The sequence below is a fragment of the Paenibacillus plantiphilus genome (assembly GCF_927798095.1).
GTDB lineage: Bacteria > Bacillota > Bacilli > Paenibacillales > Paenibacillaceae > Paenibacillus_Z > Paenibacillus_Z plantiphilus.
Window position 1 is genome coordinate 266,778 of record NZ_CAKMMF010000002.1, and the last position, 15,289, is coordinate 282,066.

Here is a 15,289-nt window from a genome sequence, read left to right on the forward strand (position 1 = left end):
CAGGGTATACGGCCTGTTCGCATGTTGTTATCATTGTTTCCCCTAATTCCATGATGCTGGTATCAAGTGAGGAGCGAGAAATGAAGATCAAGACAAAGCTAATGATCAGTTTTTTTGTAATGATATTTCTCCTGCTGGCTATTTCAGTGGCAGGCTTGAACAACTTTTCGCTTCTGGGCGATAAGCTCGACGAGGTATATGAGAACCGCTATCAGAAGCTGATGATCGCTTACGATATCCGCGGCAATGTGAACGATACAGCCAAAGGGCTGGCCAATGTGCTCACAGTTCCGACAACAGAGGTACTAATGAAGAATGAGACGCTTCTAGTCGTAGGCCCTCAAGGCGCTCATGATTATATGACGCAGCTTAGCAGCCTCGTCTCTACAGATGCGGAGAGGACGATTCTGCGCGAGCTTGAACGAAGCATGAATCAATTCACCGGATTTACAGATCAAGTCGTCCAGTTGATCCGGGACGGCAAGGGAGCAGCTGCCGTCAACCTTCGCGAAAGCGAGGGGCTGCGTTATCAGGAGGAGACGATTTCGCTTATCGATGATCTTACAGCGTATCACCGTCAAGCGATGGACACTGCTGTATCGGAAGCGACAGATACGAATCAGAACACGCGCATATTAATGATTGGAACAACGATTATCGGACTCCTCCTCGGCCTTGCTACTATGCTGTGGAATTTGACAGGTGTTACACGCGGCTTGAACGGACTGTCCGAGCTGATTGAATCCTTTGCGAAGGGGACACTGGCCCGAATCAATCGCGAGAAGATCACGACTCCTGATGAATTCGGCGCAGTTGCCAGTGCATTCTACTTGCTTGCAGACGATCTGTCTCACAAAACAGCGATCGAACAAGCCTACAACAAGAAGGTAGAGGATGAGAACTGGGTCAAATCCAATACGTCTGCCATCTCTCTTGAGCTGCAAAGCGAGCAGGATCTCAGGCTGCTCAGCCAAACCTTCATCGATCGGCTCGTGCCGCTTGTCGGTGCAATATACGCCGGACTATATGTGCGGGAAGGGCTTGGCGAAGACAATCGCCTCAAGCTCCACGGCTCATATGCGACGTATGATGAGCATTTGTTCGAGCAGTCCTTTGCCTTGGGCGAGGGTCTGGTCGGTCAGTGCGCACGCGGCCACGATATGATCGAGATTACGGATTTGCCGCCGTCCTATGTGAAGCTCCGCTCAGGAATAGGCGAAGCCGTCCCAGGATCGCTGCTGCTGCTGCCGGTTATGTATCAGTCCCGCCAGCTCGCTGTTATCGAGCTTGCTTCCATGGAGCCATTCAGCGCCACGCATCGCGAGCTGCTGCGCGGGCTTGCCGAGAACTGCGGCATTATCCTCAACAATCTGTTCGGAAGAATGCGGATAGAAGAGCTGCTGCGCGAGTCGCAGGCACTTGGCGAGGAGCTGCAGGTTCAATCGGAGGAGCTTGTATCCCAGCAGGAAGAGCTGCGCAGCTCTAATGAACGTCTGGAGGAGCAGACGAGCACGCTCAAGAAATCGGAGGAGCTGCTTCAGAGCCAGCAGGAAGAGCTGGAGCAGAGCAATGAGGAGCTGCTTCAGAAGACGCATATGCTGGAACAGCAAATGCGCAAGACCGAGCAGAAGAATGAGCAGATCGAGCGAACGAAGATCGCACTGGAGAAGCAGACGGTGCAGCTCGCTCTCTCTTCCAAATATAAATCCGAGTTTCTCGCCAATATGTCCCATGAGCTGCGGACGCCGCTCAACAGCCTGCTGATCCTGTCACAGATGCTGATGGATAACAAAGACGGCAATATGACGGGGAAACAGGTCGAATTCGCTTCGACGATCCATTCCTCTGGCGGTGATCTGCTCAAGCTCATCGATGAGATTCTCGATCTGTCGAAGATCGGCGCAGGCAAGATGAATCTCGTAACAGAGCGCGTGCCGCTCTCGGAACTGATAAATGCGCTGCGCAACGGCTTTCTGCCGATCAGCCAGCAGAAAGGGCTGCAATTCGAAATCACGATCCAGCAGGACGTGCCGGAAGAGCTGTACACAGACAGCCACCGCGTCAAGCAGGTGCTGAAGAACCTGCTGTCCAATGCGATTAAATTCACGGAATCCGGCTCCGTTCACCTCAATGTTCGTATCGAAGATTCGGATGCGGCCTCCGCAATTGCCGGCAAAGGCCGTATCCTTGCCTTTGAGGTGCGGGATACAGGCATCGGCATTCCGCAGGATAAGCAGGAGATGATATTCGAGGCCTTCCAGCAGGTGGATGGCTCAACCAGCCGGATCTATGGCGGCACCGGACTTGGTCTGGCCATTAGCCGCGATCTGTCCGTCCTGCTTGGCGGCTCGCTCGCTGTCGAGAGCACCGAGGGAAGCGGCAGTCTGTTCACGCTGTTCCTGCCGGAATTCCATGTCGTCGAGACCGCTGGCGCGAACAATGCGCTGAGCGGCTCAGTCTCCATTCCCCAAAGTCTGGGCTATCAGATAGAGGAAGCGGCTATGCAAGCCGCGCCTTCCCTGCTTATGGGGGACACGGCTCCAAGGCAGCTGGAGCTGAGCCAGACAGGATCATTCGTCGAGGATGACCGTGACGGGATTGAGACTGGCGATCAGGTCGTGCTTATCATTGAGGACGACCTGCATTTTGTCCGCGTACTGCTCGATATTACCCGCTCCCGCGGCTTCAAGGGCATCGTCGCGATGCAGGGCGATGATGGGCTGGCCTATGCAAGAACGTATAAACCCGATGCGATTCTGCTCGATATTATGCTGCCGGTTATGGATGGCTGGTCGGTGCTTCATCATCTGAAGCATGACCCTGATACACGCCATATTCCGGTGCATGTAATCTCTGTTATGGAGGATGTCCAACAGGGTCTGGCTATGGGCGCAATCGCTTATCTCAAGAAGCCGGCTACGAAGGAGAAGCTGGATCAGCTGTTCCTGCAGATTGAGTCCTTCCTGAACCGCAATCTCAAGCATCTGCTCCTCGTCGAGGATGATGCTGTCCTGCGTACAAGCATTGTTGAGCTTGTCGGACACGACGATGTTGCCATCTCGGCTGTCTCAACGGGGCAGGAGGCGCTGTCGCTGCTTGCCTCCCAGCACTTCGACTGCATGGTGCTTGATCTTGGCCTGCCGGATATCAACGGCTTCGATCTGCTCGACGACATCCGACAGAACGAGGAGCTGCGCGACCTGCCGATCATTATCTACACAGGACGCGAGCTGGACAAGAAGGAAGAAATGCAGCTTCGCAAATATGCGGAGACGATTATTATTAAAGATGTGAAATCGCCGGAACGGCTGCTTGATGAAACGACGCTGTTCCTGCATCGGGTTGTCGCAGAGCTGCCCGAGGAGAAGCGCAACGTGCTGCGCAAGCTGCATAGTGTGGAAGCGATTTTCGAAGGAAAAGCGATTCTGATCGTCGATGACGATATCCGCAACGTATTCGCGTTGTCCAGCGCATTGGAAGGCTATAATATGAATATTCATTTTGCCGAGAACGGACTTGAAGCGCTGGATATGATGGAGAAGCATCCTGATATACAGCTCATTCTGATGGATATGATGATGCCGGAGATGGATGGCTATGAGACGATGAGCCGCATCAGAATGATGCCGGAGTTCGAACGCCTCCCGATCATCGCCATTACAGCCAAAGCAATGAAGGAAGACCGCGACAAATGCATTGAAGCCGGCGCCTCCGATTATATCGCCAAGCCGGTTAATATTGACCAACTGCTGTCATTGATGAGGGTGTGGTTGTATAAATAGCCAAGACATACAAAGCGCAGCCGGGGAGCGAGAGCGAATCGAGATCGAGCTGCTCCTCGAAGGACTGTTCCAGCTGTATGGATATGATTTTCGCAATTATGCATTCTCTTCCGTAAGAAGGCGCATCTGGCATCGTGTCCACGCAGAAAGGCTGCCCACGATTACAGCGCTGCTGGAGCGCGTGCTGCATGACCGCAGCACGATGCTGAGACTGCTCTCGGATCTGACGATCCATGTCACGGAGATGTTCCGCGATCCTGCAATGTTTCGCTCCTTCCGCCAGCATGTCGTGCCGCTGCTGCGCACCTATCCGTTCATTCGGATCTGGCACGCAGGCTGCTCCACAGGCGAGGAGGTCTATTCCATGGCCATTCTGCTCAAGGAGGAAGGGCTCTACGACAAGGCGCGCATCTATGCCACCGATATGAACGAGCATGTGCTGGATTCCGCCCGGGGGGGCGTCTTCCCTATCGAGCGGATGCAGACCTTCACCCGCAACTACCTGGAGGCAGGCGGCAAGGAAGCATTCAGCCAATATTATACGGCCAAGTATGACTCCGCTCTTTTTCATTCGGAGCTTAAGTCGAATATCGTATTCGCGCAGCATAATCTGGTCACCGATCGCTCCTTCAATGAGTTCAACGTGATCTTCTGCCGCAACGTTATGATCTATTTCAATAAAGAGCTGCAAAATCATGTTCACAGCCTGCTATACGAAAGTCTGAGCACCTTCGGCGTACTGGCGCTAGGTACGAAGGAATCGATCTCATTCACCCGCCATGCTGGCGCTTATGAGGAGCTGTGTCCGCAAAGCCGGCTGTATCGCAAAATCAAATAGGGGCAGGTGCAACAGCCATATGATTGTTTACGACGGACCTATCAATGTGCTGCTAGTAGACGACCATCGCGATAATCTGCTGGCCTTGGAAGCTGTACTGGGGGATTTGAACTACAATCTTGTCAAATGTCTGTCCGGCGAAGAGGCGCTTCGTTGTCTGCTTAAGGATGAATTCGCCGTTATTCTGCTGGATGTGCAGATGCCGGAGATGGATGGCTTCGAGACAGCGCGGCTTATTAAGTCGCGGAAGAAAACGCAGGAAGTGCCCATTATCTTCATCTCTGCAACGAGCAACGAAACCGAGCATTTCTTTACCGGGTACGAGGCCGGGGCGATCGACTATATGCTGAAGCCATTCGTACCGCAAATTTTGCGGAGCAAGATCGAAGGCTTCGTCCGATTGTATGTCAACAGCAAGACGCTGCAGCTTCAGACAGAGATGCTTCATCAGAAGACTCAGGAACTGGAGCAGATCAATCGCGAGCTGAGACAAACCGCTTATCAGCTAACCAAAACGCAGGCTCTCGCCCGCGTCATTCAAGAGACGAGCGGCGATACGATGATGACCTTCGACGCTGAAGGCACGATTCTGACGATTAATCCGGCCGTAACAGCAATGTTCGGCTACGACGAGGATGAGGTGCTGGGGCAGCCGATCAAGCTGCTGCTGCCCTCCTTCTGCTGCGAGGCCTTCGACGAGCAGATGGGCAGTGAAGCAGGCGATCCGGCCATTGGTGTCCGGTTCGAGCTGGAGCCCGTGCGCAAGAACGGCAGCGTCTTCCCGGCGGAGGTTCAAATGGGGGTCGCCATCATTGATGCGGAGCGGATCTACGCCTGCACGATCTGTGATATGACAGAGCGCAAGCAGTTCGAGCAGGATTTGATGGCCGCCAAGGATACAGCAGAAATCGCTGCGAGGGCGAAGACGAACTTCCTTGCCATGGTCAGTCACGAAATCCGCACACCTATGAACGGGGTATTGGGCATGACGAACCTGCTGCTGGATACCACGCTTGATGAAGAGCAGCGTGAATATGCAGATATTATCCGCAAAAGCGGCGATGCATTGATGTCCGTCATTAACGACATTCTCGATTATGCCAAGATCGAAGCCGGCAAGCTGGAGCTTGAGGAGCTTCCCTTCAGGCTCGACCTCATTGTCGCGGAAACTTTCGAGCTGTTCCTGCCGAGCTCCAAGCCATGCGGACTGGAGCTGACCTGCCATCTGGACCCGTCGCTGCCTCTATCACTGGTCGGTGATGGCCTTAAGCTCAGACAAATTCTCATCAACCTCGTAGGCAATGCCGTAAAATTCACCTCAGAGGGCAGCATCACAGTCAGCGCCAAATTGCTTGCGGAGCATGGAGAGGCAATCGTGCTTGAATTTACAGTGAAGGATACAGGCGTCGGCATTCCGGAGGATAAGCTGCCTCTGCTGTTCCAGCCGTTCACCCAGGTTGATGCTTCCTTAACGCGTCAGTATAACGGAACAGGACTAGGCCTTGCCATTTGCAAAAATCTCGTTGAGCTTATGAGCGGCACTATAGAAGTGGAGTCGGAATTTCAGAAGGGCACTACTTTCCGGTTTTCAGTCATGTTCAGCCGTCACGATGATACCCCCTCTTCGGAAGAAAATGCTTCCCATGGAGCCCCTGCGAAAATTGGCAATGCGCAGCCGCAGCAGCTCCTTTCAAGAGAGGGCAACAAAAATAACGCCTCATACATATCCTTGCAGGAAGCGCTGGAGGAAACGTCCTGCGGCAGCGAGGAAGCAAGCGAGCTCTCCCGCGTACTTATTGTGGATGATAACGAAGTGAATCAACGGTTAACGCAGCGTCTGCTGGGCAAGCTTGGGGTTGCTGCGGATATCGCTGACGATGGCAGCGTTGCGGTTAAGAAATCAGCCGCCAGCAGCTATGATTTGATTCTAATGGACATGCGCATGCCGGTCATGGATGGCTTGGAAGCGACCAAGCGGGTATTGGCGGAATCCAAGCACGGCAAGCAGCCGATTATTGTCGCTATGACGGCCAATGCGCTGCCAACTGACCGCGAACGCTGTCTGGATGCAGGCATGACGGACTTTCTGACGAAACCAATCCAATTCGAGACTGTCGTCAACCTGCTGAAGCAGCACGGAATTCTAGCGCCTACAGCCAATAAGCAGCCGACTTCATCCTAGCATGAAATCGGCTGCTTCGCTGTTGCTTTTGCTGGTCGGCAGAGGCAGCTATCCGCGTTGCAGAGAAACCACTCCGGGAGGGCGGATTTGGCTATCCGCGTTGCAGAGAGCCACTCCAAGGGACGGATGCGGCTATCCGCGTTGCAGAGAGCCACTCCAAGGGACGGATGCGGCATCCGCGCAGCTGCGGCTCTGCTAACGGTGACGGACGGCTATCCGCGCAGCAGAGACTCTGCGCCGTCGATGTATATGTCGGTTCCAGTAATATGGCTCGATTCATCCGAGCCGAGGAACAGGACCAGACTGGCAACCTGTGATGGCTTGCCCGGTCCATCCTGCAGCGGCTGATCCCCCTCAGGGAATTCGACGGGAATAATGATCTCATCAAGCTCCGGCTTACGCTCGGTGCTCTCGTCAATGAGCGTGCTGATCGCTCCCGGACAAATGGCATTGACCCGGATATCATATTGCGCCAGCTCCAGCGCCGCCATCTTCATGAAAGCCACTTGCCCCGCCTTGGAGGTGCTGTAAGCGCTCATCCCGAAGTTCGAGAATACGCGATTGCCGTTAATTGAGCTTGTAATAATAATGCTTCCTCCATTAGCCTTGAGCGGTGGCACTGCATATTTAACCGTCAGGAAAGTACCCTTCAAATTGATATCCAGCGTACGGCTCCATTCCTCCGGCGTCATCGTCTCAATCGGAGAGAGTGTGCCATTGACGCCTGCATTGGCGAAAAGAATATCCATCCTCCCCCACTTCTCCAGAATCTGTGCCACTGCCTGCTCCATATCTTCCGGCTTCGATATATCGGCGCTGATCGCTATCGCCTCTCCACCTGCGCTCTCGATTCGCCTGCGCACCTCGACAAGCCGCTCCATCTCCCGATCTAAAAGCGCAACTTTAGCACCCTCCTCCGCCAATCGAAATGCTGAAGCACGCCCGATCCCCGCGCCAGCTCCAGTAACCAGTGCGACTTTATGCTGTACTCTGCCAACCGGGTTAGATAGAGATCGCGGTTGCGGGCTCGATTGTGAGCTAGATTGAGATCGCAGTTGCGAGTGTGATTGCGAGTTCGATTGAGAATGTGCCATTTTTGAACAGCCTCCTACAATGAGCAAAGTGTATTGCTCTCTCTTACCCTTCTGTTCGCAGCCAAAAACAGCTCGTTCCTTGCGGTTCTCTTCAGTGTCAGCGCACAGATTCATTGCGCGCGGTGCGCTGTAAGGCTGGAAGCCGCCTAATAGCGGACAAGGGGCCATCGACACTGCACGGACTTGTGCTGATCAAGCATGAAGCTTGATGAGTGGTATCGGACTGCAAGTTTCATGCTTATGACAATCGACTCATCGCCTTCATATGCGGTATCGGGCTGAATGTTCCACCCTTATGACAATCGACTCATCGCCTCGATATGCGATATAATGTGTGAGATTCTAGATGCAGTCCCACTTCGAGCGTTCAACTTAGAAAGAAGCCTCCGGCTCCACATATTCGTGGATTTGGAGGCTTCATGGTTTCATATTCGGGCCGGTATCATCGCTAATTCCCTTTGGAGACGGTCCCTTGAGGTTTCAAAACAATCATAAAAGGAGCACGCACATGTCTAAAACAGATAATCTGCTCGCCATTCTCTGGCTGCTCACCTCGCGCAAACGAATGACAGCCCCCCAGCTCGCAGAGGAGCTGGAAATGAGCGTTCGCACCGTTTATCGCTATATCGATGCACTATGCGCCAGCGGGGTCCCCATTGTCGCCGAATTCGGACGCGAAGGCGGATACAGCCTGCTCAGCCAGTTTGTAGAATCTCCGCTGTTCTTCGATGAAGATGAGCGCAAGGCGATCGTGCATGCCGCCATGTTTGCCCAGCAAGCCGGCTATCCTTATGGAGATGCGCTGGAGCGATCCTTGAGCAAAATTAAACGGTACACCAATGAAGAACAGCTTGATGCGCTGGAGCGATATACACGCGGGTTCGACGTTCTGCCCCCTTTGGATGCTGCTCCTATTCATGACGAGCCCATTTTCCGTCAATTGGATGAGGCCATTGCGAATAATCGCACAGTTGCGATTACTTACCGCAAGGAGAACCAGACATCGACAGAGTCCCGCTCCATCAATCCCTATGGTTTTGTTCACTGGACGAACAAATGGTATGTCATCGCCTACTGCCAGCTTCGCTGCGCTGTTCGAAGCTTTCGAGTCGATCGCGTCATCGCCTTGAATCAGACCGACGAGGTGTTCGAGCGGCCGGAAGGCTTCTCTGCCGGCGACTACTTCACCGCCCAGTTCAAGCCGACCCTGCCTCTAGAAGGCACACTCACTACTGTTATCATCGAGGGCAAGCCTGATGCGATCAGACAATTATACAGCAGCAGATACTTGCGCTTCTATGTAACCAAGCGGACAGATGATATGGTAACTTTTCAACTGGACAATGCACTGATGCATAAGTACTTGCCGAATATCCTCACTCAGTACGGCGAACTCATTTGGGTAGTAGAGCCCCAATCGCTGCGGGAAACGCTGGCTAGCCACGTCTCAAATTTGCTGCGCTACTATCAATCCACACCCTAGAAGAAGCTCTGGCTCTCTGTGAATCACATACACACTGCGGGGAGTTCAGGCTTGCTTCCACCGCCCAGGCGGCAGGCGCCGCAACGTGTGCGGCGTTATACGCTGGACGACAGAGCGGAGCAGGGGGAATCGTTTTGGAGAAGCGCCAGCGATCACAAGAGCCTTCCCCTGCGCAGCGGCCGTTTGGTTGTTCAATAGCGCGCGGCAAGCTGCCGATTTCCTCTGCCGCTATGAGCGGACGCGACAAGCTTTTACCGAAAAGATATGTTCTCGGCAGTCTCAGCAGCGCTGTTCCGCAGCCCATCCTTCACGGGATTGATTGAGCTCATTAATTCTTGAATATATTCCACAGTGGACAATTCGCCGAGAATTCGCTCCTGCAGGATTCCGTTCTCGTCCACAAGGAAAGTAACGGGTATGGGCCCGACTTTATAAGCCGCGACAACATCGCCGTCAGCATCCATCAACACGGGAAAATCGATCCCATATTTCTCAACAAAGGCGCTGACAGAAACCGGCGATTCCGGGAGGTTGACCGCTAATATTTCCACATCATCCGGCTTGCTGCGGTAAGCCTCATTCATGCGCGGCATCTCCTTCTCGCATGGTCCGCACCACGTACCCCAGAAGTTAATAATGACACCCTTGCCCCGATAATCCTTCAGCTCTACAGCTTCGCCCTCCATATTCACAAGCGTGAAATCCGGCACGGCTTCACCGACCTTGATCAGATCCCCTTCCTTCTCCAGAAGCGGCTTCATAATCGCATAAGCAGCCGCTATCACCGCTATGAGCAGTATGACGGACTGAAGCGCTTTTCTCGCTTGACCAGCTGCCACAATCTCACCTCCGTATTATCCGGTCACATTCATAACCTTTTGGAACCATATATTGATTGCCACCATTTTATCCAGATACAGCAATACAGCGAGTATAAGCATACACAGCCCGCCAAGCTTCATGAACATGGCGCTATATTTCAGAATCCATTTCAACCGGCCCACGAAGAAGGCCATGAGCAGAAACGGGATGCCAAAGCCGAGCGAGTACGCTGTGATATTAATGAACATTTGACCAGGGTAGACGATGTTGGCATAAATAATCGCACCGAAAATCGGACCTATGCAAGGTGTCCATCCCGCAGCAAAAATAATCCCGACAAGCAGCGAGCTCATCGCACCGTTCTTCTTACGCTTGAACGGCAGCCGGAACTCTTTCATTAATAATTTGGGCTGGAAAATACCGAGCATGAATAGACCCATCAGCCCTATGAATATAGCGCCCAGCATACGTATAACGTCGCTATATGCAAAGAATACATCACCGATTAAACTGGCTGAGTAGCCCAGCACGTAATAAATAAGCGAGAATCCAACCAGAAACAACGAGGCATTCATCAGAATGATCCGCGAGAAGCCCTTGGAGCTGGCCTCTTGCAGCTCTTTGACCGACATTCCTGTTATATAGGATAGAAATGACGGGTAGAGCGGCAATGTGCAAGGAGAGATAAAGGCCAGTAATCCACCGCTAAAAGCCAACCAGAGTGTTACGTTGTCTGCCACTTGTCATCTCCTCTCGCGCAGTTCAACGATCCTATTCACGCCAGTAATTTGTTGTTGCATAGCCATATGATACCGTTCGCCTTTTTCGTTATCAATGTGAATTGGATCGGCTTTGTTACTATTTGTTGACATCTTCATATATTTGTCAGCATGAGGGGCCCCTGACTAATGATTCACGGCAAAAAGAGCGGCCTCAGCATGTTTGGCTGAAGCCGCCCTGTTGTTTTCGGGCTTTAATAATTTTTGCTGGTGAGCTGGTGCAGGCTCTTGAATTCATAGCCCTTCTGCCGTGCAGCATCAATAATACTGCCAAGTGCATCTGCATTATCCTTGGAGACAGCGTGCAGCAGAATGACCGCCCCAGGATGAAGCTGCTCCATCACCTTCGTGTAGGCATAGTTCGACCCTCGCTGGACTTTCGTATCCCAGTCCTTGTAGGCGACAGACCAAAAGACGCTTGTATACCCGGATTCCTTGCTCACCGCCAGCACCCGGTCATTAAATATCCCTCTCGGCGGACGCAGATAGTGCATCTCCTGCTGGCCAGTCAATTGAACAACTGCCTGCTTTACTTTTCCCAGCTCGTTGCTGATTTGCTCCCGCGTAAGTCCGCTCATATCCGGGTGGCTCCATGAATGGTTTCCGATCAGATGCCCTTCGCTCACCATTCGCTTGACCAGCTCTGGCTGATCCTTGATGTAGTGGCCTGTTATGAAAAATATGGAGGGGACCTTCTTCTCCTTCAATACATCCAGCACGCGGCTTGTATAACCGTTCTCGTACCCGTTGTCGAACGTAAGATACAGCTCCTTCTTGGTGCTGTCGCCAAGAAAGATTGCGCCATTCTTCCGGAGCACGCCCTGGAACCCCTCTTCGGCGATAGAAGGCAGAGCTCCGTTCACGCTCCTCTTGAAGCCGAAATGAAACGCACCGCCCGGAGCAGACCCGGCGGCCCGTATTTCCGCTGCCACTGCGGTTGTTGGTTCAGCTGCAATGACAGCCGTGCAGAAAACAGCTATTGCACATGCAACAGCTAACAGGTAGTTGCTATGCTTCCTAGTCAGTTTCATCCACTTCCTTTTCACTTCATGTAAGTACTATTTCACAACAAAGGAAAAGTTATGTGCGGGTTGCACAATCTGTGCGGGTTGCACAAGCTGCCACGGCTGTATAAAGGAAGATCGCCCCTGCCCTCGTCATCTCAGACAAAGGGAGGGGCGATCAGTTGCCGCCGTATGATGTTTAGCGAGAACGAGGCTTGCTGCGGGACTGCGAACGGCCCTTGGAGCCAGCTCCGCCACCACGGTTGCCTTTGGATGCACCCGCACCAGCTTTCGGGCTTGTGCCCCAGCTTCGCGGTCCGCTTGGCGCTCGCTCGCCCGCGAAACTGCCGCGCTCGCCGCGTTGCGTGCGCTCACCAGCCCCGCTGCGCTCACCGCGTTGCGGGCGCTCCTGCTCTGTGCCGCCGCCCCGCACGCTTGCCGCCCGGCCACGCCCACCGCGCTGCGCGCCCCAGCTCTGCTCGCTGCCTGACGCTCGCTCGCCAGCGAAACTACCGCGTTCGCTCCGCTGCGGGCGCTCACTAGCTCCGCTGCGCTCACCGCGCTGCGGACGCTCCTGCTCTGCGCCGCCGCGCACGCTTGCCGTCCGGCCGCGTCCGCCGCGCTGCAGGCCCTTACCCCAGCTCTGCTCGCTGCTTGACGCTCGCTCGCCAGCGAAACCACCGCGCTCACCCCGCTGCGGGCGCTCACTAGCTCCGCTGCGCTCGCCGCGTTTCACGCCACTGCGTTCACCGCCTGCGCGGCGGTCACTGCCACGCGCGCTGCGTTCGCCGCCTGCGTCGCGGTTACTGCCACGCGCGCCGCGCCCACCGCTCGCGCTACTGCGGTCACCGCGCCGCGAGCTGCGCCCACCGCCCGCGCTGCTGCGCTCACCGCCCGCGCTGCTGCGCTCGCTCTTCGGCTGTGTCCCGCCGCCTTCGCGAGGAATGGATTGATTGATCCCCTTCTCAATCGCCGCCAGCTCGGGCTTGTCCTTAGGAACGAAAATCGTAATAGCCAAGCCTTTCTCACCCGCACGGCCCGTCCGGCCAATCCGGTGAATATAGCTCTCGGCATCATGCGGAATATCGTAATTGAACACATGTGTAACGCCCTCGACATCTAGTCCGCGCGCTGCTACATCCGTCGCAATAAGCAGGTGCAGCTTCGCATCGCGAAACCGCTTCATAACCTGCTCCCGCTTGGACTGCGACAAATCACCGTGCAGCTCATCGCTATTGTAGCCAAGCGCCTGCAGATCCTCATTGAGCGACTTCGCCCGCTTTTTCGTCCGGCAGAAAATCAACCCCAAATACGGCTGCTGCTCGTCAATTAAGCGACAAAGCGTCGATTGCTTGCCGCGATCAGTCGTTTCCACGATGAGCTGGCGAATCGCTTTAACAGTCACTTGCGGCGCCTTGACAGTAATATCCCTTGGATCACGCATAAACCGCGCCGCAAGCGATCTCACAAGCGTCGGCATCGTAGCCGAGAACAGCATCGTCTGACGCTTATAGGGCAGTTGGCTGATGATCTCCTCCACTTCATTAAGGAAGCCCATGTGCAGCATTTGATCCGCTTCATCCAGTACAAGCATCTTCACTGCGCCAAGCGATATCGTCCCTCTGCGCATATGATCGAGCAGTCGGCCAGGTGTTGCAACTACCATATGAACACTGCGCTTCAGCTTATGCATCTGCGCTTCCACGTCTTGACCGCCATACACCGCGAGCATGTTGCACTCGGCACGGGATGCCACCCATCGCTTAAGCTCTGCAGTAATCTGCAGCGCCAGCTCCCGTGTTGGCGTCAGGATCAGCCCTTGCAGCGCATCCTTGTTTCCATCTATCTTCTCCAGCATCGGCAGCAGAAAAGCGAGTGTTTTCCCTGTTCCCGTCTGCGCCTGACAGATTACATCATGACCTTGCAAAATAACTGGTATCGAGCTCTCCTGAATCGGCGTCGCAACGTCAATTCCACCGCTGCGAAGCGCGGCAACCCGCTCCGACGATATGCCCAGTTCTGTAAATCCCGCCATTATATCCACCTCATTATATTAAAAGCCTTCCCGTATCTAACATCCGGCATATCCTATCGTACCACAATCTGTCTTTCAGCATGTACCGATATTTGCTCAGCTATGCGAATTCGAAAGGATTAGAATAACACCTCTTTAGCTTAAAAACACCAATTCTTCATTCGTTATCCTGTTTATTTCTTCCATAATACCCCATCTACCGTTTATCGGATATATATCGAGATTCGCAATAACCCGACAGGGCACTGGAGAGACCTGGGGTAGATCCCTTTTTCGGCTGAATATCAACAAGTGATCAGATACTATTCGCAGAATGAAGCTTGCTTGACAGACTTTCAGTAAAGCAGCTGGGCATACACCGTGTTCCTTCAACTTTTCAACCATAGACTATTGTAACGAAGAGCTTAGATTAGATTGAAGACCAGACGGATGTTCGCGGAGGGGATCTCCAATGACTAGTACACCTTCACGCACCCGCATGTTGAATAAAGCGATAAGACAGCTGCGTCGGGCAAAAAGGTGTTTGCAGACAGGTGAGTTGAATCAAGCTGAGAAGACTGTGATGAACACACTTGCATTGCTTCGCAGCAGATGTGGGTCAGCGCGCAGCAGGCGCAAAAAAACGAATTGCGGTTGCACCAGGAGGTGAGCCTGTTTGGACATTCGGAGACGCCGTTACCGCCACTGGAGATGTCTCAGAAAGATAAACATGGCCATCAGGGAGCTGCGCGCAGCGAAAAGGAACCCAAGAAAAGGCTTTTCGTGCAAGCAAAAGTCGGTCCGGCTCACTGTTCAATACCTCTATCAAGCAGTCGGCTGCATTTGCGCTTCCAAATACTCGTGCAAAACACGAAAACAACGAAGCTCGTCTCGGGCTATCGGAGTTACAGGAGTTACAGGAGTTGCAGGAGTTACTGGTGAGACGGGGGCTACGGGCGGAGTCGGAGCAACTGGTGCTACAGGAACGGCGGGAACCACTGGGGAATCGGGAGTAGCAGGAACGCTTGGGAAAATTGGGGCTACAGGCGCGGTTGGGACAACCGGCACCACGGGTAGTACCGGTCCCAAGGGGGAGACCGGCCCTGTCGGCTCAACCGGACCCTCTGGCACCGCCGAAGCGACTGGAGCCATGGGCGACACCGGAGCCACGGGCGACACCGGAGCCACGGGCGACACCGGAGCCACGGGCGACACCGGAGCCACGGGCGACACCGGAGCCACGGGCGACACCGGAGCCACGGGCGACACCGGAGCCACGGGCGACACCGGA

General features: G+C 54.0%; 9 protein-coding genes. 4 read left to right on the plus strand and 5 right to left on the minus strand.

Annotated features, from left to right (window positions below; genetic code table 11):
• Positions 1–80: 80 nt before the first annotated feature.
• The 3 genes from L6H65_RS02595 to L6H65_RS02605 are packed head-to-tail and all read left to right on the plus strand — an operon-like array spanning position 81 to position 6,802.
• Positions 81–3,782, plus strand: coding sequence for a response regulator (locus tag L6H65_RS02595; RefSeq protein ID WP_236338785.1), 3,702 nt, complete (start codon positions 81–83; stop codon positions 3,780–3,782).
• A complete protein-coding gene (locus L6H65_RS02600) occupies positions 3,775–4,620 on the plus strand; it encodes a CheR family methyltransferase (protein ID WP_236338843.1) in 846 nt (281 codons plus the stop codon). Before L6H65_RS02595 ends, L6H65_RS02600 begins: the two co-directional genes overlap by 8 nt.
• 19 nt (positions 4,621–4,639) lie before the next feature.
• Positions 4,640–6,802 (plus strand): response regulator, encoded by a 2,163-nt coding sequence (locus tag L6H65_RS02605; RefSeq protein WP_236338787.1) that lies wholly within the window; start codon positions 4,640–4,642, stop codon positions 6,800–6,802.
• 212 nt (positions 6,803–7,014) lie between these two features.
• Here L6H65_RS02605 and L6H65_RS02610 read toward each other — a convergent pair whose 3' ends face one another.
• Positions 7,015–7,896, minus strand: coding sequence for an SDR family oxidoreductase (locus L6H65_RS02610; RefSeq protein ID WP_236338788.1), 882 nt, complete (start codon positions 7,894–7,896; stop codon positions 7,015–7,017).
• A 508-nt stretch (positions 7,897–8,404) separates the two neighbouring features.
• On the opposite strand from L6H65_RS02610, the gene L6H65_RS02615 reads away from it, so the two are divergent.
• Positions 8,405–9,379, plus strand: a complete 975-nt coding sequence (locus L6H65_RS02615) for a helix-turn-helix transcriptional regulator (RefSeq protein WP_236338790.1) — start codon at positions 8,405–8,407, stop codon at positions 9,377–9,379.
• A gap of 251 nt (positions 9,380–9,630) precedes the next feature.
• On the opposite strand, the gene resA is transcribed toward L6H65_RS02615, so the two are convergent.
• The 4 genes from resA to L6H65_RS02635 all read right to left on the minus strand — a co-directional run bounded on the left by resA (position 9,631) and on the right by L6H65_RS02635 (position 14,019).
• A complete protein-coding gene (gene resA / locus L6H65_RS02620; RefSeq protein WP_236338792.1) occupies positions 9,631–10,218 on the minus strand; it encodes a thiol-disulfide oxidoreductase ResA in 588 nt (195 codons plus the stop codon).
• Between the two features lie 15 nt (positions 10,219–10,233).
• Positions 10,234–10,941, minus strand: a complete 708-nt coding sequence (locus tag L6H65_RS02625; protein ID WP_236338794.1) for a cytochrome c biogenesis CcdA family protein — start codon at positions 10,939–10,941, stop codon at positions 10,234–10,236.
• A 233-nt stretch (positions 10,942–11,174) separates the two neighbouring features.
• Entirely contained in the window at positions 11,175–12,011 is an 837-nt protein-coding gene (pdaA, locus tag L6H65_RS02630) for a delta-lactam-biosynthetic de-N-acetylase (protein ID WP_236338796.1), read from the minus strand.
• A gap of 172 nt (positions 12,012–12,183) precedes the next feature.
• Positions 12,184–14,019, minus strand: a complete 1,836-nt coding sequence (locus tag L6H65_RS02635; protein WP_236338798.1) for a DEAD/DEAH box helicase — start codon at positions 14,017–14,019, stop codon at positions 12,184–12,186.
• Positions 14,020–15,289: the final 1,270 nt, after the last annotated feature.